The 25,290-nt window shown below is 46.4% G+C and carries 17 protein-coding genes; 2 read left to right on the forward strand and 15 right to left on the reverse strand.

The annotated features are described in order from the left end of the window. Positions 1 to 131: 131 nt before the first annotated feature. The 9 genes from AB4111_RS01700 to AB4111_RS01740 all read right to left on the reverse strand — a co-directional run bounded on the left by AB4111_RS01700 (position 132) and on the right by AB4111_RS01740 (position 12,900). The gene (locus AB4111_RS01700; protein ID WP_253435654.1) at positions 132 to 1,079 is read right to left on the reverse strand and encodes a carbohydrate ABC transporter permease; all 948 of its coding nucleotides are present in this window, start codon (positions 1,077 to 1,079) and stop codon (positions 132 to 134) included. Between the two features lie 17 nt (positions 1,080 to 1,096). Further along, positions 1,097 to 1,942 carry a carbohydrate ABC transporter permease gene (locus tag AB4111_RS01705; protein WP_442029936.1) on the reverse strand — a complete coding sequence of 282 codons (846 nt, stop codon included), beginning with the start codon at positions 1,940 to 1,942 and terminating at the stop codon, positions 1,097 to 1,099. 53 nt (positions 1,943 to 1,995) lie between these two features. Continuing rightward, entirely contained in the window at positions 1,996 to 4,572 is a 2,577-nt protein-coding gene (locus AB4111_RS01710) for a DUF5696 domain-containing protein (RefSeq protein WP_442029938.1), read from the reverse strand. Positions 4,573 to 4,589: 17 nt separating this feature from the next. Beyond that, positions 4,590 to 5,225: a YIP1 family protein gene (locus AB4111_RS01715; protein ID WP_253435645.1), complete on the reverse strand. Its 636-nt coding sequence runs from the start codon at positions 5,223 to 5,225 to the stop codon at positions 4,590 to 4,592. Beyond that, a complete protein-coding gene (locus AB4111_RS01720; RefSeq protein ID WP_442029940.1) occupies positions 5,209 to 6,672 on the reverse strand; it encodes a hypothetical protein in 1,464 nt (487 codons plus the stop codon). The genes AB4111_RS01715 and AB4111_RS01720 overlap by 17 nt, the downstream gene beginning before the upstream one ends. Before the next feature lie 15 nt (positions 6,673 to 6,687). Continuing rightward, complete coding sequence (locus AB4111_RS01725) at positions 6,688 to 7,569, reverse strand: carbohydrate ABC transporter permease (RefSeq protein ID WP_442029942.1); 882 nt, start codon at positions 7,567 to 7,569, stop codon at positions 6,688 to 6,690. After that, positions 7,566 to 8,522 carry a carbohydrate ABC transporter permease gene (locus AB4111_RS01730; protein ID WP_253435636.1) on the reverse strand — a complete coding sequence of 319 codons (957 nt, stop codon included), beginning with the start codon at positions 8,520 to 8,522 and terminating at the stop codon, positions 7,566 to 7,568. Before AB4111_RS01730 ends, AB4111_RS01725 begins: the two co-directional genes overlap by 4 nt. Positions 8,523 to 8,541: 19 nt before the next feature. Beyond that, positions 8,542 to 11,439, reverse strand: a complete 2,898-nt coding sequence (locus AB4111_RS01735) for an extracellular solute-binding protein (protein WP_442029944.1) — start codon at positions 11,437 to 11,439, stop codon at positions 8,542 to 8,544. A gap of 105 nt (positions 11,440 to 11,544) precedes the next feature. Beyond that, positions 11,545 to 12,900 (reverse strand): ABC transporter substrate-binding protein, encoded by a 1,356-nt coding sequence (locus AB4111_RS01740; RefSeq protein ID WP_442029946.1) that lies wholly within the window; start codon positions 12,898 to 12,900, stop codon positions 11,545 to 11,547. A 275-nt stretch (positions 12,901 to 13,175) separates the two neighbouring features. Between AB4111_RS01740 and AB4111_RS01745 the strand changes: the two genes are divergently transcribed. After that, positions 13,176 to 13,943, forward strand: coding sequence for a response regulator transcription factor (locus AB4111_RS01745; RefSeq protein ID WP_253435627.1), 768 nt, complete (start codon positions 13,176 to 13,178; stop codon positions 13,941 to 13,943). Between the two features lie 129 nt (positions 13,944 to 14,072). Here the strand turns inward: AB4111_RS01745 and AB4111_RS01750 are convergent, their stop codons facing one another. The 5 genes from AB4111_RS01750 to AB4111_RS01770 form a co-directional block, all read right to left on the reverse strand. Further along, the gene (locus tag AB4111_RS01750) at positions 14,073 to 15,698 is read right to left on the reverse strand and encodes a response regulator transcription factor (RefSeq protein ID WP_442029949.1); all 1,626 of its coding nucleotides are present in this window, start codon (positions 15,696 to 15,698) and stop codon (positions 14,073 to 14,075) included. Further along, entirely contained in the window at positions 15,683 to 17,449 is a 1,767-nt protein-coding gene (locus AB4111_RS01755; protein ID WP_442031552.1) for a sensor histidine kinase, read from the reverse strand. The genes AB4111_RS01750 and AB4111_RS01755 overlap by 16 nt, the downstream gene beginning before the upstream one ends. Before the next feature lie 48 nt (positions 17,450 to 17,497). Further along, the gene (locus AB4111_RS01760) at positions 17,498 to 19,177 is read right to left on the reverse strand and encodes an extracellular solute-binding protein (RefSeq protein ID WP_442029951.1); all 1,680 of its coding nucleotides are present in this window, start codon (positions 19,175 to 19,177) and stop codon (positions 17,498 to 17,500) included. A 126-nt stretch (positions 19,178 to 19,303) separates the two neighbouring features. Then, complete coding sequence (locus AB4111_RS01765) at positions 19,304 to 20,854, reverse strand: glycoside hydrolase family 43 protein (RefSeq protein ID WP_442029953.1); 1,551 nt, start codon at positions 20,852 to 20,854, stop codon at positions 19,304 to 19,306. A 7-nt stretch (positions 20,855 to 20,861) separates the two neighbouring features. After that, the gene (locus AB4111_RS01770; protein WP_442029955.1) at positions 20,862 to 22,379 is read right to left on the reverse strand and encodes a glycoside hydrolase family 43 protein; all 1,518 of its coding nucleotides are present in this window, start codon (positions 22,377 to 22,379) and stop codon (positions 20,862 to 20,864) included. Positions 22,380 to 22,541: 162 nt separating this feature from the next. Between AB4111_RS01770 and AB4111_RS01775 the strand changes: the two genes are divergently transcribed. Next, positions 22,542 to 23,402, forward strand: coding sequence for a helix-turn-helix domain-containing protein (locus AB4111_RS01775; protein WP_442029957.1), 861 nt, complete (start codon positions 22,542 to 22,544; stop codon positions 23,400 to 23,402). 136 nt (positions 23,403 to 23,538) lie between these two features. On the opposite strand, the gene AB4111_RS01780 is transcribed toward AB4111_RS01775, so the two are convergent. After that, entirely contained in the window at positions 23,539 to 25,233 is a 1,695-nt protein-coding gene (locus tag AB4111_RS01780) for an ABC transporter substrate-binding protein (protein ID WP_442029959.1), read from the reverse strand. Positions 25,234 to 25,290 lie beyond the last annotated feature (57 nt).

Consider the following 25,290-nt stretch of genomic DNA (forward strand, 5'->3'; position numbering starts at 1 on the left):
GTTGCGGTACTGAAGCGAACAGTTTTGCAAAAGATCGCTGCAAGCCCCCTTTTTACAAGTGGAATGTTCCATGGAGTCCCTCCTTCCTTATCCAGGCTGATCGCCGCGCCAAAGGTACAGTTGAATTTAACTTAACCGACGATTCCTGTACGCTCTACACTCTCTACGAAATATCGCTGTACAAACAGATAGATGACGATCAAAGGCAGAATCGCAAGAAGAATTCCTGTATCCTGAATCATGCTCAGATAGAACGGATCAGCTTGGGAGGCAGCACCGTCGCTAACCTGCTGAGCCAGATTATAAGGAAGAGATGACAACTGGGTCGACATGACTTTACTCGAAGTCAGATAAGTTGTCGTATAGAAGCTGTCATTCCACTGCCATACGAACGAAAACAACATGACCGTTACCATGGACGGAATCGCATTGGGCAACATAATGGTTGAGAATGTTCGCCCGATGCCCGCACCGTCCACATAGGCCGCCTCCTCCACTTCCTTTGGAATACCTCTGAAGAATTGCCGGAAAATAAAGATATACAAGCCAGCCTTGAGCGAATTTGCTGTAATCGCCGTCAGAATAAACGGCCAATAGGTGTTCAGCAGATTAACCGGTTTGCCTGTGATAAGCGTCATAAGTCCCATCAGATCAAAGCTCTTCAGATTCAAGTATACCGGAATCAGAATGGTCGTCGGTGGAACAAGAATGGTCAGGATAACCCCGGCAAACAGCCAGTTGCTTCCCTTAAACTTCAGTCTGGCGAATCCGTACCCTGCAAGCGCACAGGATGCTGTAGTCAGCAGTGTGGTTGTTGCAGATAGTGCAAATGTATTAAACAGCGTTGCCCAATAATCCATGACGCGTATAGCCTGCTTGAAATTATCGATGGAGAAGTTCTGCGGGATCCACACTACCACTGCGGAATACAGATCGCCTTTATCCTTGATGGACGTTGACACCTTCTGGAATATGGGAAACAGGATAACGAAGGAAAGCCCGGTAATCAGGACAAACCGGATCATGGCCCACAGCCAGCCTTTCCAATGCTCCAGCGATAATAATCGTGAAGTTGTCACGTGGAACACCCTCCTTTCTAATCTTGATAGAAGACACGCTTCGAGAAGATGATGGATACGATAACGAGAATGACGGCAATGGCCAGGAAGTAGACCCATGCCATGGCGGAGCTTAAACCAAAGTCGAACTTGACGAAGCCAGTATCCCGGATCAGTTCTGTCATGGCATTATTGGCAAACGAATCGATTATTGTATAGATCGCATTGACAAAAATCAGCGGGCTGACCATCGGAAATGTAATTTTCCAGAATGCTTCATAACCCGTAGCTCCTTCCATCTTCGAAGCCTCATACAGCTGAGGGGAGATTGTCTGGATGCCTGCCAAAAAGATCAAAATCTGTACACCGGATTGACTGACGATCTGATAGATCCGATCTACGGCGCTGCTCAGGTACGTGACGATCCAGTCGCTCACTCCGGCGTTAACCATCAGATTTTCGAGTTCAAATGTCCCGAGTGAACTGCCGCCTGTACTGCTCTGGTTCACCGCTTCAATCAGACTCGTGCTTTCCAATGTCATAATCACTCCCGATGCCAGAATAACGGGCAGGAAAAAGATCGACCGCGCAACAGCCCGGCCCCTGAACTTCTGATTCAGGATGACAGCAAGGAACAGACTGAATATAACGATAAGCGGTACGTTGATGAGTACATCTGTGATTGCCTCGATTAACGCACGGTTGAAGCTCGTATTGACAGTCAGCGCCTGAATGTAATTAGCGACACCGGTGAACTGAATCGCTATACCTTCCGCGTTGGCCTGAATTGTGCTCATGCTATATCGCAGAGAGGCTAACAGCGGAATGAAGAAAAATAACACAAAACCAATGAGCCAGGGGAGCACGTAAATTACGCCCCACATGGCTTTCTGCTGAGCATACGTACGACTTCCCCATTTCCATTTCAGGAGCGTCTTCAGAGCTGCTCACCACCAGTCACATAGCTTTGGGCTTCCACTGTAACGTTGTCAACATCTACAGGGAAGTCGTTATAATTGACGATTACGAATCCGCCACCTTCATACAAGGTCCGGAACACGCCCTCTTCAATGGATTCATGGGACATCATGGAACGTCCCGTAAATGGCTGGTTTACGTCGTTGACCTCGTTGTAGATGTCAGCAGCCAGATCGATCCATTGTTCGTAATTCGCCGCGTAGAGTTGATCATAATCTGTTTCTTTCACAACATGGTTTGGTGCATTGAACCAGGCAAAGTAAGGGCTGGCTCCATATTCAATCAGCTTCAACACATACTGTCTTGCGTCCGTATATGTGGAGAGATTGTATGGCATGCCTGTATAACTAATGCTGCCGTGTACAACGAGCTGATAGAATGGAATCTCTTCATCCTCCAGCTTGAAACGGCTGCTGTTCATTGGAGCATCTGTCAACCCGGTTACATACGGCAGTGCGTAAGCATTTCCGCCTTCAGCAACAACGGGGCCTGCCTGCTGTTCGATCTGTTCGAGTGCTTTCTTGACAGAGCCCAGTGCTTCCGTTCGATCCACCAACTTTTTCGGATTCATGTCGCTGTTCAGCTGAGCGGCCAGGTCATTCAGACTCAACGAAAGTTCATCTTTTTGAAGAGACTTGAGTTCATCCAGCATCTCTGCCGTCACGTTCTCCAGCAAGTTGGGTGACAGCACATAGGATGGTGAACGATCCCTGTCGCGACGCTGTATGGCCTGGTTCATTGGATACATAACCGCCGGTTCCTGGGTTAAGGTTCGTGAAGCTTCTTTTGACGGTTTAAATCCTTTTTTGGATAACACATTCATCAGAGCCATATCGGGATAAAAGCCGATGCCTGCTTCTTTGGTGAATGCACTGAATTCCCGCAATCCCTTTTTGCCACCCACGGCGCCGTCCACGTTGATGGAATCGGGCATCCTATGATAAAGCCCGCCGTTAAACCACCCGGCATAGCGAACCTGTATATTGGATACCTTCTTCTCCTTCAAGGTGGTGAGAATGCTTTTGGCTTCATCAAACGTCGTCAGAGCCTCCGTTGAATCGTACGGTATGCCCAACATATGCTGCTTTGTTGTCATGGCACCGAACAGTTGCAGATAAAACGGAACGTCACTCTGATCCTTACTCGCGTTCGGCTCGGGAAGTCCGCCATTCTGCATCAGATAGTCCCGATAAAGAGAGGCAAGCCCGGAGTACGAGGCCTTATCCGCCCCTACAAAAGCGTATCGAACGGCGAAGTCGGACACCGTCGGATTCTTCTGGAATTTCGGAAGTGTCCGAACCATATCGCTTGCCTGAAGTGTCACATCGCTTTTGTTCACGACATAAAAGCTTGGATATACGTTGTTATAACTATTTAGCTTGCCGCTGATATCGGCATTCACAACGGCAACGGCATCCCCTTCCTCAACAATCCCCAGGAATGCCCCCTCTTTTCGAATGAGTCCAAACACCGGCAATCGGGCTTTGGCTTCATTCGAACTTGCCTCCCGCAGTTTCATGGTCATATCCGGTCCGTAAATATCTTGTTGATAGGCAGGATACTGCAACTTCCCATTATTAAAATGGATAAGGGCCCCCGATCCGTCCGGCACCAGCATGGAGCCTTCTTCATTCAATCCTCCGGCACCAAAATAGTCCAGTATGGATATGTTATTGATCGGATATTCTTCCGGAAAATGAATGCCTGATGAAGGAACACGCACCAGCAGATCTTCTCCATCCAGCTCATATTCCATCGTGATCATGAACAGCCGCGGTCCGCTACGTTCCTGTTCAATGCCGAACTCGGCATGATCCTGAGCCAGGTCCTCCGGTGTGTAACCGGCTGTGTCAAAAGCTTTCAACGCTCGGGATAACTGAAGTCCCTGCATCGCCTTATCAATCCGGACGTAAGTGCCTTCTTCTTTGTCCTCTGCGTATCCGACCTTCAAGGCACGCTGCCCAGCCTTATCAAGCTGAGCAAGCAGCTTTTGCTCAAAACGCTCTTTGCTGATCTTCATCGGCAAATCTTCAATGGATCGCTCGGTGCTGCCAAACTGGTAATTCACCCGTACGCCGTTTGGCAGTGACTCGAAGCTGATCTGCTTGTGTGCGGCACTGTCCGTGAAGGAATTCACCGTGCTGCTCTGACCCAGGCTGTTGAAGAAGCTGAGCTTGGTTTGTGAAGACAACAAGTCTTTGTTTATCCCTGCGGCAATTCCATCCTGTTCACGATCTGCAGGATTGCTGCGCCAGATCTGCCCGCTCTGCGTGTGAATCACTGCAATCTCGGCAGTCTCTTCGTGAATGAACAGCTGAAGCTTATCATTCTGTGCAATGCCAATCATGCCTGGAAGTCGGGTATCACTGAAAGAAGATTTCAGTTTTTCTCCGGGAGGCAGGGAGAGAACGTCCGTTGGATCTGCGGCAGATACCGCCTGGTTGGTCAGCGGTGCTGGCGAGAACTGACATCCGCTGAGCAGCAGACTGCCCGCGAGCAGCATTCCTGTTATTTTTTTGGCTACGGTATATTTCATCACATTCTCCTCCTCCCTTAGCCCCGAAGCACTAATTCCTGATAGATGGTTACAACAAACGATACAATCTGCTGTACAAGGCTAAAGAACAAGAGGCACAGAAATGCCATAAAGGCCATAGCTACAAGTGTCAGTAACATCGTGAGTATCGTTTTGGCTGGTGTGTACTGATGAACCGTCATATTTCCCACAAATAACAGGTACACCGTCCAGGCGACGGCGAGTGCATTGGAGAAATAATAAAAGGCAGTTTCTTGTGCAGAGATCACAAGACTCAGCCAGATCCACGGAAAATGGACTAGAAAAAGGGGCACCAGTGCAAAACAGGTCGACATAAAAATTTCAGAGAACTTGCCTTCCCCATCCATCAAGGTGGTTAACGACCAGTTGGCCACACACCAGAAAAGGACCGGCACGATCACATATACCATTTCGAGCAGACTGTTCAGGTATTTGGGATTACTGAGATTAATCAGAAAACCACTGTATTGGGCATGTAAAATTTTGGTGATGACCAGCAGTACCAGAATCATGAAAGCAATCAACAGTGAGTTTCTCTGGTTGCGCTCATATTTTAATTCCCAGTATCCATCAAACGGATGGAAGATCAGATGCAGCGGGTACTGATATAACTGTTTACTTGATGCCTGCATTCGTTGTCCTCCTTTTCTGCCTGCGAACGATGATGACGGTAACAAACGCAGCGACAGCCAGGAATAAACCGGACATCATCCATGAAAAATGCTCACGCATCAGCTCTTTGCGATACAAAAGAAAAGCTTTGGAATAACCTTTAGGTTCCATACTGCGCTTAAAGTATTTCGCAGATTCGCCGTATTCCTTCTGACGAAGCAGTGCTTTGCCGATTCCGGCATAGGCATATTCCAGATTGGCGTTCATCTCGGCAACTTTAGCAAACAGTACACTGGACTGCTCCTCGTCACCGTTATAATAACTGCGAACTGCTTCATGGAGCGTGCGTCCATATTCAGTTGTCTGAAAGACGGTGATTTCGCCAAGTGCTTTATCCAGAACTAACATCCGGTCTCCCGCACGTTCCAGAGCAACAGGTGTATTAAACTGGCCCAGGCGGTTTCCGATGCCGCCAAAAATATGGAGCAGATACCCGTCTCCATTGTAGGTGAAGATTCGGCCCTTGCTGGAATCCAGTACGGAATACATGTCACTGTCCCCCACGTCCACATCAATCAGACGGGATGGCCCGGCTTCCTGGGTATACACCATATCACCTTGCGGGGTCTGATAGCCTTCTCTGCGCAAGATATCTGTCCCCTGTGCATTCAGCTTCTTGACCGGATCTTTGCCGCGATCCCCGCTAGTCGCGTAGATGAAGCCCTCTTCATCCATATCCAGATTGGTAAATTCCGTCGGAGTGAACATAACCATCTGACTGCGCTGCTCACGTGTGGCGAAGCGTTTCCAGAGATACTCCACCGGGTCCACCTGAACTCTGTTTGCCCCAATAAACGACGAGAACGTACCGTCGGCGCTGAACTCCATGAATCCATCAAATACGCCCTCGGCCATGACGTAGATGCGTTCCCCCTTGTCCATAACAACACGCATAGGTTTGAATTGAAAATCCGCTTTTAACAGGTCCGATTTGGGCTCTGCGACAATCTTGACCAGCGTGCCTTTTTCATCCAAATGTACGACCCGATGATTATCCGAATCCGCGACCAGCAGATGGCCTTTATCGTTAACGTACAATCCCTGTGGATTTTTAAAATGATCTTCCTTGCCTTCTTGCTTAAATGAATCAATCGTCCGTACCAGCTTGAGGTTGCGATCCATCTCTATAATGCGGCCATTGCCCGAATCGAGCACAAAGACGTGCTGATTGGCGGTAACATGCATGTCGCTTGGCTCTTTCATAGGAATCGTGTTCAGCTTCTTGCCGGTGATAATGGTTGTTGCCTCATATGCCGCTGGTGCCGGAACTGCGTCACCCCAGAAGGAGTAATGATACGCATCCGTTTTACCGTCTGCACTCACATACGATGCCTCTTGAACGAACAACAGGAGGCAGATCATGCCCATGATGATCGATTTGCGTTTATTCCATGTGCTTCTCCGCACCTCGCTGCCTCCTTTCTACTCTTTCATGCCTGAAGTGGCCATCGTCTGCATGACACTGCTCTGGGAGATGATAAACAGAGTGATCGGTACAATCATCAGCAGCAAGGCCACAGCCGCACCAACACCCGCCCGAGCAATCCCTCCCTGTACAATCTGACTGAGTGCATAATGCAGCGTTTTGAGATTTTCACTGTAAATGAAACTCCCGCCGTCCGTCCCCCATAATGCAGGGAACTGGAGGATCATGAGCGTGAGCCATGCCGGCTTTACATTAGGCATCACAATGCTCCAAAATATGCGGTATTCATTGGCGCCGTCGATTTTGGCTGCTTCCAGTAATGCATCGGGAATCTGCTCCATGAACTGTTTCATCAGGAACAGTCCCAGGGAGAAAGCAAGCGATGGCACGATAATAGAAGCATGTGTGTTAATCCATCCAAGCCACGACATAACCATGTAGTTTGGAATCGCCGTGACATGCGGTGAGAACATCAGAGACAGAATGACAATCGTGAACAACACTTTCGAACCTGGAAAACGATATTTCGCCAGCGGATAAGCCGCCGCGGATGCAAGAAGAATGTGCCCTGCTGTCCCCAGGATTGTAATGAGCAGGGTGTTAGCAATATAACGGGATAACGGCACCCATGAATTGCCCATAAGGTTGATCAGATCGGCAAAATTCTCTGTTGTCGGATTATTCACCCAGAATCGCGGCGGAAAAATAAACAGCTCATCCAGTGGTTTGAATGCATTGTTGACAGCATAGATCAGCGGAAGCACCATAAATGATCCAAACACGGCCAGCAGTGCAAATAACATCAAGCTGACGGTAAATGACCGATTCAGCCTTTTTGGCATGCCAAACATGGCACGTACTTTGCTGGTCATTGTCATTCACCTATCTTTCTGAGCATTTTTTGCGTCAAAACGTTCGTACCAAGCATCAACGCAAATAGTACGGTTGCAATGGCTGAAGCGTAGCCCATCTCAAATCGGATTGTACCGAAGTCCATCAGATGTGTGACGACGGTGTGAGCTGCATAGTTGACACTTGGGAAACCGGCCAATGCAATCGATATCTCGGCCACGGCGAATGAAGCCGTAATCTGCATCACCGCACCAAACATCAGTTGCGGTCTCATCGAAGGCAGGGTGATGTACCAGAGTTCCTGCCAGCGATTCTTGATCCCGTCCACGGTGCCAGCTTCAACGAGAGAACGATCGATGGTCTGCAGTCCTGCAATAAAGGCCAGGAAGCTGGTTCCGAGGCTGAGCCACAACTGTACAATAATGACAATTGCGAGCACGTACTTCTCGTCTGCAAGCCATTGAATCGGCTCCAGTATGACACCAAGGCGCATCAGGAAGCCGTTCATATACCCGTAGCTGTCACCAGAGAAGATGATCAGCCAGATGAAGAAGACATTTCCCGATATGGAGGGGGCATAGAACACCAGCGTCATGACCGCTCGAATTTTGGGAGACAGCTCGTTGATGATCCATGCAAACAAAAAGCAGGCGATATAACTGAGCGGACCCGTGATTACGGCAAAAAGCAGTGTGTTTTTGAGCGCGATCAGGAATACGTCGTCATTCAGAAAAAGCCGGGAATAATTTTGCCACCCGACAAATCGCGGCAGCTCCAGCATGTTGAAGTGAAAAAAGCTGAGCCCCAGCGAAATGCCGACCGGGATGACAGTAAACATGAAAAAAATCAGCATGAACGGTGCCATCAACACATAATAATGCCTGCTGAGATACAGATCCCTTCTCAATAGGGACCACCAGCCGACCTGGCGGGTATGGACGGCTGGAGCGGCGGCTGTCTTGGTTGTTTTAGCTTGCAACCGTTACCCTCCCTTTCCTCTATTTCAGATTAAATTCCTTACGTTTCAACTCAATCTCATCATCAATGTACAGAACATAGTCCGATAAGGCTTCACGCGGATTTTCATTCGCATTGACCACCTTACGGAAAGCGTTATCCAGATGCCGTCCCGTGAAATAACCTCCAGGAAGCTGCGGGATCCCTTGTACCCATTTCCATTGCTTCTCCAGATTTTCATAATCCTTGACGGGCCAAGGAAGCTGTTTCAAAGCTTCAATGTTGGCTGTTGGGTAACGGGCTGCCGCTCCCATTAGGCCTTCCATTTCTCGTCCGTATTCAATCTGGGTCTGCTCGTCAGTCCACCATTTCATGAACTTCCATGAGGCTTCCTTGTTGCTGGCGTTCTCAAGCATCATTACCGCGCTTGTTGCGCTGGCCACCTCATGCCTGATGGAACCGTCCGGAAGCTGTGTACCAGGCACAATGGTAAAGTCCCAGAGATTGCGAATTTCCGGAGCCAAGACTGTCAACATGTTATAGGTTGTATAGTCCGCAATTCCAATCGGCATCTCACCGGTACGGAAGCGGTTTGGAAAGTCCGCTTTAAGCGGGAATTTATAATTGGTATAGAATTGTGTCCAGCGTTTAAACGCATCCATCGAAATTTCCGAATCAAGTGCACTCTTCTTCTGATCTTCCGTATAGAAGGTGCCATCATTCTGGTACAGCAGCATCGCAAAAGTCGAGTTCGGCACAAGGTTTGCGTTGTTCAGCGTATCCTCGATGGGCAGATAAAATTCCATATTATGCTTTTGCAGCACAGCAATGGCGTTATACACGTCCTGCCACGTTTTCGGAGGTTCCAGTCCCAATTCGTCCAGGATATCCTTGCGGTAAAAGAGCATCGGAAAATGTTGCTGTTCCGGGAGTGCATACACACCGTCGTTATATCGGTATGGTGTCAACCCGCTTTCACGGAACCGGCCCGCAATTTCCTCGAAGTCGGGGAATTTGCTCAAATCCGCTGCCGCACTTCTCATCGCATAGTTTACAGGGATGTCCTCACCCATTTGCATGGCAATGTCGGGTCCTTCACCTGCAAGCGTTGCGGGAAGCAAAATGTTGGGTGGCACGAGACGCAGCTGCACGGATACATCCGTATCCGGAGTAAACGAATCATCGATCATGCCTTTCAATACCTGAGCCTGATCCCGTCCAGTCGTGATCCATACCGTAATGGAATCCTTCTTTTGTTCCACGTTACCGATGCTGTCGTAATCTTCGGTATACGAAGCCACGTATGCACCCAGCTCATGTTTCACCTGCTGAATGGCCGTCGCTTCCGCATCTGGCAAGGCTTCACCCGGCGGAGACACGACGAGGTAATCCAGAGTGATCGGCTGTTCACGTACTGACAATATCCAGGTACCCAGGCCACCTACGTTAATTTTGAACGTATCCAGTCGTTTAGGAACGGTCTCCGGCTTGGCCGCCATATCTTCAAGCTGCATGACCATGGCGTGCAGCACGGCAACTTTATCACTTTGCTCACCCGTTGCCTTTTCCAGATAATCCGCTACAGAACGGAGCGTGTCTGCCTGTCGTTCAAAGACTTCCGTCATCTCCGGGATGCGTTGTTCCAACTGATAATCCCGAAGCGGATCGGGGCTGTTGGAGGTGATCATCAGAATCTTGCGATACATCTCATTCAATTCCAGCACGCTGGATTCCACGGTACGAAGCAGCGGAGCGATGTCGCCTAGCGTAACCGTCATTCGAATCCGGTGTTTTCCTTTGTCGAGATGAAACTGGTAAGGCTGATTTTCTGCTGCTCCCAGAACCTGAGTTTGCCAGGATGGGCTGTAGTTGAAGCGAATGCGTTTCATTTCTTTAAACGGAACTTCGCCGTTGATCGTCAGACTGCGGGTAGCGTAAATACCGCGCAATTGATCCTGTTTTACCTTTAACGCGATTTGATACAATCCGTCTTCAGGCACGTCGATTTCCCACTCGATCCATTCACCCGGCAGCTTCCAGTTGATGCCCCCGATCGCATTCATGCGAATTTTGGACACATCATAAGGTTCCAGCGATGGGCTCGAACGATCCGAGATGGGTGCCAGTGTAGGAGACGACTTGCTGACTGCTTGTTCCCCTTGTACTTTCAGCATGACAGGAGCCGCTGGTTTCAGCCCCTGTGAGGCATAAGTTGCCTCAAGCTCTGCATAGGTCGGGATCTCCCCTTCCTGATACAGCTCAATATAATCGATCGCCATACTTTCTCTTAACGAAGTGAGCGATAACTGCGGGTTTCCTTTTTCAAAATAAAACTGAAAGGGCTCCTCGAAATAGCCTCCGCTATCCTTGAAGGAAGTCAACTGCCACTCGGGCTGTTCCACTTGTCTTGGTCTGAGATCGTTATCCCGATCGTCACGACGAACGTTATCCTCGCGATTTCCCCACACCCTGTCAAACAAGAGAACATCGGCCCCTCTAAATGGAACCTCCCCGTTCACCTCGAGTCTGCGTTCAATACCCGAGCTTTTACCCTCTACAGGGTAATAGTGAATGCGAATATTGTACAAACCGCTCATTTGAACGGGAACATCCCAACGAATGGTTCCAGTTTCCGGCGTAATTACAGCGCTCCCATCCAGTCCTGCATAACCTTGCACGACCTCGAATTCCCCGTCAGTTGCCTGAACATAAGATTCGCCTTCAATGCGTATTGTTTTCTCGGGTTTAGCCGAATTGGCATGAGTAGTCAGATAATGGTCATAACTGTATGAATCCTCGGTTGCCGATACTGCGTCAAAGTCCTCAAGCGCATGTACCGTCCCCGGATAACGATCCCGCGATGGATATAGCGTCCATATGGAGAGTACCAGGGCCAGGACAAGCACCAAGATTAGTCCCTTTTTCTTACGTGACCGCATGTTCGAATGTATCCCCTTTCCTCTAAGCATTGCGAGAACTGGACGATTGACTAACCCGGACAGACCGCACCATCACTGGTGCGTTCTGCCCGTGTGTCATGATGCTTATTTGTATACCTCATCAATCGCAGCCTGGAAAGGTGCCTTGTATTTCTCAATCAGCGTAGATACAGATACCCCTTCTTTGAGCTCTCCATCAAAGTCCCAGAAAGGCAAGGACGGGAATGTATTATGGTCGAGAACCAGCATTCCTTCTGCGACCTCCCTGGCGTTGTTGATATCTGCTTCGTCAGTCAGATGTGTCTCCAGTGTGGATTGGCCCGGATACTCATAGATCGAATCAATCTCGTTAATTTTCTCCCAGATGTACATCAGTTGTTCCGGATTCTCTACTGCTTTAGGAATCGTTATAGCCTGGTAACGTGACTCACCAGAGTGATACGCTGATGCACTTGGACCTTTAGGGAAAGGTACAAAACCGATATCGTAATCCTTCATGTCTGTCATAATGCCTTCAACCTCGTACATAGCACCTGAATACATCAACGTATTGCCTTGACGGAAGAACGTGGACGGCTCAGTCCAGTCGCCGCCTTCAGAAGCTCTGCCGACCTTTTCCGTAGCCAGTTTGGACAGGAAATTCAGTGCTTCCTTCGTTTTTGGGTCTTCCAGGTTCTGCTTATCCTCTAGGGTCAGGGAAGCTTCATTGGAATACAGAATTGGTTCAAGCAATCCTGTCTGAGCGAGTCCCCAAGTGTCCAGCTTGCCATCGTTGTTCCGATCCTTGTTCGCTTGTTTCGCAACACTGAGGAACGTATCCCAGTTCCATTCATCAGCATCCACATATTCCTGCAACGGCTTCAAGCCCAGCTCCTGCATGAGGGTGCGATTATAGAAAATTCCGTTGATAAAGGAGGACTGGTCCTCTGTAAAGCCGTAACCTTTGCCTTCATATTGCATATATTCCTTCGTTGTTTTCTGATTGAATACTTTGTCGTTTTTAATATAATCATCCACTGGCCACAAGAGATCCTGTTTGGTCAATGCGGGAATGGCATAGTTTTTGCCCAATCTCACCAAATCACCAAGCGGTTCCCCTGCCATCAGGGAAGCGACCACCTTTTCCTGATATTCGCCAAAATCAATGGAAACGTATTCAATATTAAAATTGTGTTTTTTCTTCAGCGCTTCGAGATTCTCAAGGCGTTGAATGTTGTCCGGGTTGTTCCCCTGTATTTCCATGTCCCACCAAGCAACAACTTTGATTGTTCTGCCGCCCATGTCAAAATCCATTTCTGGCGTAGAGTTTTCATTCTTCGGCTCGGTTTCTGCGGTTTTTTGTTCTTCCTGTGGTGTCGTCTTTTCCGGCTCGGGTTGAGCGGTAGGTGCAGAACTACATGCAGCGATTACCAGCAAGACCGCAAATACCAGGCTCAGTAGCATGAACTTGTTTTTTCTCATCGTCTTCCCCCCTGATTGTCTTTTGCTATCACAGTGTATCGTCCAAATGAAAGCGCAAACAACCTGCCAAAATACAGGTGTTTACCCCGGCTGAATATAGATTTTCGTGATTTTGTGCGTACAAATTGCATTCTGGGTTTCAATTGGTAAAGAAATGCACTCTCTACAAAAATATGCACATTGTATGCGCTTTCTTTTATTACCATAATGAAATTAAGTCATAATTCAGTTAAACCTGGCGGATTACAATTCAGCAGAAGGCGAGGTATTGCTTCATGTATGATATTTTACTTGTGGATTTCAGCCGTCGTTTGTGCGGAGAGTTGCAACAGATGTTGCTACGGAGCAAAGCTCAATATACTATTGCAAATTGTGTGTTCTCATCGTCCGAGGCTTTGACCGCATTGTCAGAACGAGACTTTTCCCTTGTTATGGTACATACAGAGAGGTTTGATACCGCGGGGCTCTGGTTATGCAACGACATTCGACTAAAAAGTCAGATCCCCATCCTCCTGATGGGTGGAAGAGATCACTTCAGGTTCGTTCGCAAAGCCCTTACGTATCAGGTGAATGATTATCTCCCGTATCCTGTTAGTCCCTCTTCTTTACTTAACAGTCTGCATGGACTTCGATCCCACCTTGAAACCGATCCGGCACACAAAACGTCGTCGTTCTTCAAAACGCCTGTTCAAATGAATGGTAAGCCCATGCACTCCAGTCATGTGATTCGTATCGTCAAAGCCTATGTACGGGATCACCTGAGTGATGAAATCACGCTGAAGAAGATCTCTGACATGCTTCATTTTAACTGTGCCTATCTTGGACAGAAGTTCAAACTAGAAGAGAAAATGTCTTTCAATGATTATATGCTCCAGCAACGTATGGAAAAGGCCCAGCAACTGCTGTCTTCCACGAATCTGCGAATATATGAAATTGCGATTGAGGTAGGCTATAAGGATATTGATTGGTTCTATAAAAAATTCAAAGCGTATGCCGGATCGAGCCCCAATGCATACAGACGACAAAAAATTCACACTGCCTAAGGTGGTTCGCCGATTCGGTGAGTATATCCATTAGATAACAACCACAAAAACCGCAGGATGTATTCTACTCCCTGCGGTTTTTGTGGTTGTTGTGGTTGTTTGAGCTAGTCAATTCCAGAGAATTTACAATTAACGTACCAAAAGGGATTCCCGGTATTCTTGGGGAGTCATTCCCGTTATTTTCTTAAAAAGTCGGGTAAACGAATGCGCTGCCTCGTATCCCACTTGGAGTGAGACCTCACGCACCATAAAATTCGGGTTCTGAAGCAATTCTTTGGCTCTTCTTATTCGGCAGTCGTCAATGAACTCGGACAGGTTAATTCCCATTTCCTGCTTAAAGAATCGGGACAGATAGGATGGATTAAAATGATGAAGTTCTGCCAGTCTTACTAAAGAAAGATCTTTCTCAAGGTTCTCCTTGATGTAACTGCATAAGGAATGAATGACAACGTTAGCGCGCTCCTGTTCATTTGATCTTTTGTACCGGACTAGTTCATCGGCAGCACGATATAAAAATTGTACTGCATCCTTCATGCAAGTATACTCCCCTAGATGCAGCAAGCTTCGTTGATCTGGGATCTTCTGTTGAAGACCCCACCGATTGATGGTCGAATGTAATAATAAGGCCAGATTGTAGTAGGTTTCCATTGCACGTTCCATCGTGATATCCTGTTGCAGCAGTTCACCTGCAAGCTCCTCAAATATATCGTAAAATGGCTGAATTCGCCCCGTTTCCAAATATCCTGACATAATCTCAATCCGGTTTGAGATCCGCATGGATTCTTTGGGTACATCAGATGAGAGGTCATTGCGATGATCCGTGATTACCATAGATACGCCATCCCCTATTTTCATCCACTGGAGTAATCTCAGACGTTCATATTGTTTGGTTAACTCGGACCATTCACAGCTTTGACTGCTTAATGAGAATGCAATGGATACACCAAGAGATACCATACAAGCTTCCTGCACCAGTTCCAGTGTGCCTTCTAGAAATCGTACGAGTTTATCATTGGTCATCTCTTCTTCCTGCTTCGGCTGTAGCAACCAGATCGTATCTCCATAATGGTCCGTTACACTGACGCACACTGTTCGCTCATGCATTAGAGAAGAGCCGATAATACGAACAGATTCCTGGACTTGTGTGAGATCTGAACCTTTTTCTGGCGGATTATTGAACCGCCCCAGTATGAGATAAACAGGTGAGTTGATCTGTAATCTTATATCTCTTCTGAATAATTCGTCCTGCATATCAATAGTAGAAGCCATAACCGCTGTACAATCTTGAAGCAGCTTCCGCAAATACTCTTTTTGTTGAATCAGTGCAAGCTGCGAGTTGACTTTATGTGATTGTTCCAACAACTCAAGCATGCTGTGACTTCGCCGAATCTCTTCCATCACATCTTCGACAACAGACATCACCTTGTCATAGCCTTCCGTTTTGAGCAAGTAACGCACATTGGTCATTTGAAAAGCTTGATAGGCGTAATCAAAATCGCTATGTCCTGTTAGAAAAATGACGCGACAATTCGGCCAACTGGCTTGAATCCGCTCTGTCAGTTCCAAACCACTCATACCCGGCATGCGAATGTCCGTTAGAACAATATCAATTCTCGAACGCTGCATCCAGGACAATGCTTCTGTTGCAGAGTATGCCTTACATACATCAAGCTGGTCGGGGATATGTCTGGCGAATGTTTCATAGAGACTATCCGTAATAATCTCCTCGTCATCTACAATCAAAAGTCGATACATTCGTTCTCTCCTTCTTTCCACTGGATTCGAATTGTGACTTTTAATCCTTGCAGTTCACTTCTGGATAGGAAAAGGCCACTTCCTTCTCCATACGTCAGGACCAGACGTCGATGAATATTTATTAACGCGGTCATTTCATCCGTACTTCCGTCGTTATGCAAGCGTTGTTGAAGAGCTTGAATCTGTTGCTCTTCCAACTCATTTCCATTATCCTCTACCGTAATCTCGGCATATGAACCATCCATATTAAATCCAATAATTAGAAGACCGGAGGCCGTATTCTTTTCAAGGCTGTGTTCATATGCATTCTCAATAATGGGTTGAATAATGAGTCTGGGAACGTGAATATGCTCCATCTCAGCAGGTAGTGACCCAAAATCAACGTTGATTCGTCTGGAGAACCGTAATTGCTGAATCTCTGTATAGATTCGTGAATGCTCAACTTCCACTTTCAACTTCACATGATCGGTTTCATTCCGGGTGATGAATCTGAAATACTCCCCAAGCATGTTAGTAAATTGCTCAATACGCTCTGTTTCCCCTGTTCTTGCCAGAGAATTCAGAATAAAGAAGCTATTGTACAGGAAATGAGGATTAATCTGGGATTGGAGCTGTTTCAGCTCGGCCCGCTGCATCATCAGTGTTTTCTTGAAATCTCGGTCAATAAGGGATTGTAGATTTTCGATCATATGATTGAAACGGGTGTAGAGGAAGCCAAATTCATCCTTTCGGTTATGCGCGATGGGGACATCAAACATGCCTCCCTCCATTTTTTTGAATCTTTTCACCAACAACAATAATGGAATGTGTATCAACTTGTAACTTGAATAGAGATACGCCGTAATGGCAACAAATGATGTAATTGCAAACAGCCAAGCCCAATGATAGAACTTGCTAAGTGGCCTGGTTACAATGGCTTCGGGTAGATATGTAGCTACGGATAAGCCCAGGGAGTCCATATGCAACTGACTAACGTGATACATGGTGTCCCCCACCTTCATTCGAAAGCCATCCAGTGTGCCTTTTATATTGTGCTCACGGTAATTCGCGAGGATAACACCAGCTTGATGCTTATCGGTGATGGCATGGCCCGTTTTGTCCTCAATCAGAAAAGTTGAACTCTCCGGATACAAATTAAGCCGTGTGAGTTCATTCTGAAAGTGTTCTGTGTCCAGCTCCACTTGAATGACAAAAAGAGGGGGTTCTCCTCTCGTACCTGTCAGTCTGACAGCACTCAAGTTCAAGGTGTCCTCTTTTACCGTGAAACGTGTACCTTTTCCTTGCATGCTTGAACTGAAGTATAGGTAAGAACTTTTATTAAAATCATCGATGCCTTGGATCGCGGATATACTTTTGCCGACAGAAGGGATATGTACATGAACGTTTTTGATATAAGCAGTGCTATTCTTAAATGAAGCGAGTCGTTCGGTCAGGTAATTTAATGTATCACGCCGCTCAACCTGATCCATCATGTCCCAGAGAATCGCCAGACGATTCAGTTTTCGATCCTCAACAATATCAAACTGCTGTAATTCCATCCATTCCATCTCTCTGTTCAATTCCACGACATATTGGTTCAACCGTCTCTCCGTTGACAACGATATTTCCTGGCTTGCATTGTCATAACTCCAATGATACAGATACACTCCAAGAAGAATAAGTGGAAGAACGAATACCAGATAGGTAATTATCAATCGCGCAAATATGCTGTTAAGCCATGATCTAGCAGGAATCTTGATCAATACATTCACCTCCAATGCCAAAGGCTGAATTGGTTCCTTGTATGAATAAAGTGAACATTAGCGCTCCTTTGGCTTGCTGGTGTGAAACCATGCGTTAACTTCCGAAGTGATCTGATCTCCCCCCAGCTTGCGCCAGTTCTCTACGAATTGATCAAACTCATCGATCGACCTGCCTAGAATAATGTTCATATAGGCTTCAAGCTGAAGATCTCGAAGAATAATTTGTCGATCAACCATGGTGTCCGTAATGCCGCCAGTGAACTGGTCATAGAGAAGTTGGCCGTTCTGTTCATAAGAATCTGCAATGCTAAAAGCACCCGAAGGCCCATAGGTTTGTTTCCAGCCCCAACCGCTCTCTACATGGTTCACATCATAGGCTACAATTCGTTTATGAATGGCGAGAGCTTCATTCTGCAGAGCAGAGTAGTCTCCTGTACTTCTGGCATCCCGAATTTGTTTGTATGCATCTATATTTTTATTACCGGGAAAAGGAGTCACCGGTGAAAGCATCCACACCGCTTTGGAGTCATCATTGTAGTATGTTTCATACTGTGCCTGATCCCCCCAGTTGATGTCCAGATGCAGATTCATGAGCTTAACCACGACCTCTGGATTAGAGAAGCCTTTTTTTACAGCAAAGTATTGCCCAGTGTTGGAACGTAGCGGAACGAACAGACTCTGGTCAGACTTTGCAACAATGGGATATGCCTGCCATTCTACATCATTATCCGTATCACGGGTGGTCTGAAGCATAAAGGATGTCCACTGTTCCCCGTAGAGCATCCCTATTTTTCCATCCTGAACCATTCTAGACGCTTTACTTCCACTCTTATAGCCAAAATCCGGATCAAGCTGGCCTTCACGATACATCGTTTGCAGTGCTTTCAGAGCCTCTCGAACTTCAGGCTGTATGCCTCCATAAGTAAGGTTTCCTTCTGCATCTTTAACCCATATCGTAGGGTAGGCACCGTAGCCTGACATCAGCCCTGCAGCTCCCATAACTGGATCCCATAGATGGTTCGTTAGCGCAAGTCCGTACGTATCCTGTTCTCCGTTTCTGTCGGGGTCTTTCTCTGTAAACGCTTTCGAAATCTGCAGAAGCTCTTCCATCGTTACAGGTGGCCGCAGTCCCAGATTCTCCAACCAATCGGTTCTAATCCACAGGTACTGTGCAGTCTCGATGGAGGAAGAAGATTCGGGAATAGCCATCAGTTTGCCATCGATGGTTGCCGCATCAAATGCGCCTGTTCCCTCTGCCTCTAATATACTCTTCGTAAGAGGTGAAGCATGCTCTTGGTACACATGGGTTAAATCTTCAATCATCCCAGCGTTGCTCAGTTGTCTGAGTTGATATGGATTTACTTTTACCACATCTGGAAAGCGTCCTGCAGCAAGGGATACACCCAGTTTCTGATTGTACACATCTCCATTAGCAATCCAGTCGTAGTGAATCTGAATTCCCAGCTCCTTTTCATACAAACGAGTCCAGCGATTGTCCAGCATCGTCTCCCCAGGCAGCTGGTTAATCATGCGCTCAATGTCATCTCCGGTTTCCCTGACAAAAGAGACTACTATGGGAGGGGAATACCTCTCAAACACAGCGGGGAGTAGAACCTGCTGCCCATCTGGCTGCGAATGATGTTGTTTGGAATTCCCTTCGGTATGGCCTGCTGGTATCGACACAGCAAGGAACAGAATGAAGGTCCATTTTGTTATGTCCAGACATCTCTTATACATGACGACATGCCCCCAGTTCGGTTTGAACAACTCTTTTCTCTCTGGCAACTTTGAATCCATATCATTGTACAACAACTTGTAATCATTGAATACGAAAAGCCGCCGTTGGGCGGCTTTTACATATGTTCATTGTTTCTCTTCCGGATGAATCATACGATATTGGAAATTTGAAAAGTCAGCTGTTCCTCCAACCATTTGGGTTGAATATACAAACAACCCCGTTCGGCAACCCATAAAATGATCCAGTTTATATATCATTTTATGGACAATCCCGATATCTCTCCATTCAATTCCATCGAAATAGGCAAAAGAGCACTCATCCAGATTGTTCTCAAAATTTCCGAATGCTTTTAGTTTAACTACTGGACCTGATACCGGGATACGTTCATGCTCCGTAGCAGGCTCTTGGTCAATCAGATTACCAAATATGGTCGAGTCCTCACCATCTCTAGCATGCATGACCAAGTGAAACTGGTTATCCTGCTTCGTAAGAGCGATCATACCGTATGAACCGATCAGAAAGCATAACCCGGCATAATCGCCATTATTCAGACCACTGCCGTCAAGCGTAACGATTGCTTCGCAAGCGGGCCCCATTGAACGCTGGGTTAGTGTGTTGACGGCGAATGTCAGATTCGGGCTGATCTGTCCGGTTCGAACACGATAAACCCCGGGTTTCTCTGTGACGGACCAGAGTTCTTGATTAGGGGTATGATTCCATTGCCAAAAATCACGGAGGCGTACTCTTCCATCTTCTTCGGCTTCATAATTGAAACTGTCGCTACCTATTAACGGGTTATAACGGTACTCTGGTCTGGTGCTCGGAATATCAATCTGTTTTGGAGCTTTGTTCGCAAATACCGGAATACCTTGATCAAAATGGAGCGGAACCAAAACAGGAATCCGGCCTACAGCCCCATGATCCTGAAACAGCATTGCATACCAATCCCCATTCGGTGTATCCACGATGCCACCCTGAGCAACACCAGAATTGAAATAATCCATATCGTCATTAAATACTTCTCCACCAGTGAAGACATCTTCCAGAGAGTCTGCCGTATAACACGCCTGCGTTCTCCGTCCGGAAGCTTTCGTGATATGAATCAGGAATACAACATATTTCCCATTGATCTTGTAGAAATGTGCTCCTTCATAACCAAGGTGATAAGGCTGCTCTTCTTTTACAATCAAGCGATGCACTCCACCCGGTTTGGGCCCGGTCAGATCGGAGCTTAATTCGGTCAGATAAATCTCGGTATTCCCGTACACAAGATACACTCGTTCATCATCATCAAAAAATAAGGAGCAATCATGGTAAAATCCCTCCACTACTTGCTTCTTCCACTCTCCCGAGATGGAGGTCGACGTGTACAAGTACGTTTTACGGGTATCATTTGCGACAAAAATGACATAGAACATGCCTTGATGATAACGAAGGGAAGCGGCCCACATGCCTTTACTATATATATGTTGACCATTTTCAAGCCGTTGCGCGGGTGTATCATCCAATGTGTCGTATACATATGTGGCTACTTCCCAATGGATCAGATCATATGAACGCAGAATGACACATCCCGGCATCATATGCATGGTTGTACTGACCATATAATATGTGTCCTCTACACGAATCACGTCAGGATCCGGGTAATCAGCCCAAATAATCGGATTTGGATACATGCTTTAATTACACCTCATTTTTTCTGTTAAACTTCCATTCTCTTAAAAGAATAGTAGAGCTGTCTGTTGTACTTTTAAAGATAATATACAAGTCTTGCACACCTTGTGCACCCGTAACTTTGGTTGTTACCTCCATCCATTGAAGAGATTCGGTGGCGGGCGGAACAATGAGTTCTCCAATTAAAGGTCCGTCCGTGCGATCAATCCGAAGCTCCAACGTACCTTCGGTTCCTTGATTCGAAATCATGGCTGAGAAGCTAGAAGGTCCTCCACTTTCAAAATCGGCCTTGGATATGGCTATCCAGCTGTCATTTTGCAGCTTGGCGGCAATGATATTCGAATCTGATACAGACATCTCACCAGAGTCCGGATATTGCTCAGTGGATACTCTGCTGCTCCATCCAATTGTGGAACCTGTTACCGGCTTATAGGGATTGAAATACTTAATTTGATCCACGCCCTGATAATCTGCATGTACTTTCTTAATCTTACCCGTAGCCTCATCATGCTCGACTCGATTCACATGTGTTGAACGGTAACCTTCGGGAATATTCATGGCTTGGCATAATGTTTGGGCATGATAGGCAATGTACCACTGATCTGCTAGTTGAAATATAGCCTGGTGGTTGTTGCCGCCAATACCAAAGAAGTGTCCGGGATTCTGGAGCAGCGTGCCCTGATATGTCCATGGACCCATTGGTTGAACGCTAGTCATATAGGCAATCTCACCGGGTGGCGGGCTGCCCTCTGGCCGATCTGCCTTGTCAAAATTGGAACAATACGTATAGTAGTAATTATTATTATATTTATGTATCCCTGAGCTTTCAAACATATAAGGCGCCTGAATAACCTTAGCTGTGCCAACGACACTGATCATATCGTCTCCCAATCGCATAACTCTTGCCGTATCAGGTCTTCCTGCTTTCCCTTCCGGAATACCACCACCAAAGTAGAGGTAAGCCTCATGATCATCATCTACAAGTACAGCTGGATCGAACAGCCAAGTTACGTCTTCCACTCCCGGAGTCTCTCTTGTAATAAGTGCTTTTCCGATAGGGTCTACCCATGGACCTACAGGTGTTGGCGCAGACAATACCCCGATTCCACTGGCGTTGTTAGCGAAATAAAGAAAGAAGTAATCCTCGCCATCCAAGATTTGATGAGCAGCTGCCGGGGCCCAGGATTGCGAAGCCCATGTTGCTGCACCTTGAGGTCCGGCAACTCTGATCTCCCCATGATCAGTCCAGTTGATTAAGTCATCTGAGGAAATGACCGTAATCCGGTTGATTGAACTATAGCTGTTTTTCTGAGGAAGACCGTCCTTATCATATTCAAGCTTATCACTTGTCATATATAAGTAGACTCTATTGTTAAATACCAGAGCATAGGGATCGGCTCCGAATTTGTGGGCCACCAAAGGGTTCCCGTTTGGACGAAGCTTTCCAATCTCCCTTGGGATACTCTCCCAATTGGCATCTTGATCTTGGTTTTTCTCACCAGCAAGTGGTATAGAATGATGATTCATCGAATTAATCCCCCTATAATCGTTATTAGTTGTGCTCTATCTAAGAAAGCGTTTGCAATACAAAAGGTATCATGATAGGATGATTACATTTTAAGGTAACCTGAATACAATTTCATTGCGTTAACCGCTCTATTTATTGCGTGAAATGACAGGAGGTACTTCATGAGTGGATCCTCTGAGTGTTTTTATGATCCCATCGAGCCTGAGCTCTTATATCTGCACCGCGTAACGACGTATAAGCTGGAAACAATCTATCATCGCCATAATGCATACGAGATCTACCTGTTTCTTCGTGGGAACGTTCACTTTTATGTAGAAAATCGATGTTACCATGTACAGCCTGGTGATTTGCTTGTAATGTCACCCGAGGAGATGCACCGAGCCTTTATACTAGATGAATCTGAGTATGAGCGCATTACAATCAATCTAAAAAAACCATACCTTTACCAGCTGTCTACGCCATCAACCAATCTGTCGTCATGTTTTGATCATCGCCCAAAAGGAAAAGGCAATATCGTGCATTTAGACAATCAAGGCTTGAAAATGATGATGCAATGGACGAACGAACTGGAGGGTCTGCTTGCTTCGGATGCTTATGGCACGGACATCAAAATTAATGCAGCGGTAGCCCAATTGTTGGTCATGGTTAACGTCTGGTTTCACAACAATTCTTTTGTTCCCAATGACATCATGCCTGAACTGGTTCGTGAAACGATGGATTATATTGAGATTCATCTGAATCAAGATATTACACTTCGCAAACTTGCCGAAGCATTCTATATGAACAGCACATACATCAGCCGACAGTTCAAAAAGCATACCGGATTAACGATCCGCTCCTACATTTTGGGTCGTCGTATAGAACGTGCCAAATTCCACCTTTCTGATGGAATGAGTATTACGGATGCATGCTTTCAATCGGGCTTTAGTGACTATGCCAATTTTATTCGCAGTTTCACTAAAATGGTCGGCATTTCTCCGGGCAAATATAGCAAACAACGACGTGATGCAATCGAAATATGATGATGACGACAAGATAATTCGCTAAAGCAAAAAACATCAAGCCATGTAGGTTGGCTCGATGTTTCTCTTTTTCTTCATTTGCTTGCGAGGCGTATCTAATCTGCATTTAACCTGTTAACGAGATCATGTCCGCGGGTTAATTGATCTCTTTTCCCGTCCATAATCTAACACGATCTTTAATCCACTCTGTATACTGCTGTTCCATGGCAACTGCACCTGCATTATCAAGTTCGGTAATCATGTTATCATATATGTCTTCAAAAGCACTCGGAGAGGATGTAATTGCTTCCGCGATCCGTTTCTGAATAATATCTTGTGTCTTCTGATACACCACGTTATAGTCTCCGCTATCCGTAGGAATCGGCATATTATAAGCTGCACCCCACTCTTTCACCGGGAACTCATCTCCGTTAGGGAACAGCTCCTTCCAGGTTGTAATACCATAACCTTTCAGCGTTTCTTTTTCTATATCAGAATAACCTTCCTGGATCTGCAAAGGATAGTTGGTTGTATAATAGTTGTCCGTTGAATCTTTGACACCGTCTCCATAATGAGCGCCAAAAATGGTGTATAAGTTTATACCGGTTTCTTTGCTGAATGTGCTATTGTCTTTGTTTTTACGCTCCTGAATATCTGCCGGTATTTTGCGAACTCCGTCTTCCACAACGTAATGTTCACCTTCGATACCCCAATTTCTTAATACTTGACCTTCCTCAGAAGAAAGCCAATCCAGGAATTTGATGGCCCGGACAGGGTCTTCAGCATCAACAGTTATGCCGATACCATATCCATCAAATCCGATATCCTGAAAATCTTTGCGTTGGAAGCTGTCGTTCAGCGTTACAGGATAGAATCCGTAAGTCATGTCGTCCTTGCCTGCACTTTTCAAAGCATTTTCCGCATCGCTGAATCCCCAAAGCGGATCAAGCACCGATAGAACACGTCCACTGGCGATTTTGGACTTATACTGATCATCCTTTTGCACAAAACTGTCTTTATCTACTAGACCTTCATTATACATTTTGTTCAACCAACGGAAATATTCCTTCTCCTCAGGACGCTTATAATGAAGAACAGCTTCATATGTGTCAGGGTTAATGAAATATTCACCATCCCCAGGTCCTCCAGTAGCCATCACTGCCGGATCGGTAACGGTGATCATTCGCCGCCATCCATCTGCACTGAGTGTCAGCGGGATTGTCGGTTGGCCATCATCCGTAGTTGGATTATTTTTATAATACTCACGCAGGACATTTTCATAATCCTCCAAGGTTTTGATCTCGGGGTATCCAAGTTCTTTGACTACTCGGTGCTGAATAGCAGCACCATTCGTGGCATCGAAGCTTTCTTGATCAATCGCACCATTCGTTGGAATCCAATATATGGATGGGTCTTCATTGCTATATTTCAAGCGATTAAAATGCTCACCGTAAATTTTTTTCAAATTGGGCGCATGTTCTTCGATCAGATCCGTCAGATCAATCATTGCACCAGCATCAACAAGTCTGCTCAGGTTACCTTTAGGGAATATTAAATCCGGGTAATCACCGCTGGCGGCCATAAGGGATATACGGTCGTTTCCTCCTCCGCTTGAGATATCGAATTCAGCATTAATGGTTACACCCGTTTTTTCCGTAATTTTCTTCCCTACAGCATCCTGCATATTGTTCCAGTTGGGACTTGCATCTGCGCCAAAGAAGGTAAACGTAATCGGACTGTTGGGGTCACTGGTATTCGATTCGGAATTCTCTGCAGCGTTTCCGCAACCTGCGGAAACCAGCACAACACTCGTTACGAGACATGCTCCTAGCATTTTTGAAACGACTCTCATTATTTTTCTGCCCCCTAAATGGTGTTAGTCGTAATAACCAATCCAGACATTAAGATG

The sequence above is a fragment of the Paenibacillus sp. 2KB_22 genome, from assembly GCF_052115745.1.
Lineage (GTDB): Bacteria > Bacillota > Bacilli > Paenibacillales > Paenibacillaceae > Paenibacillus.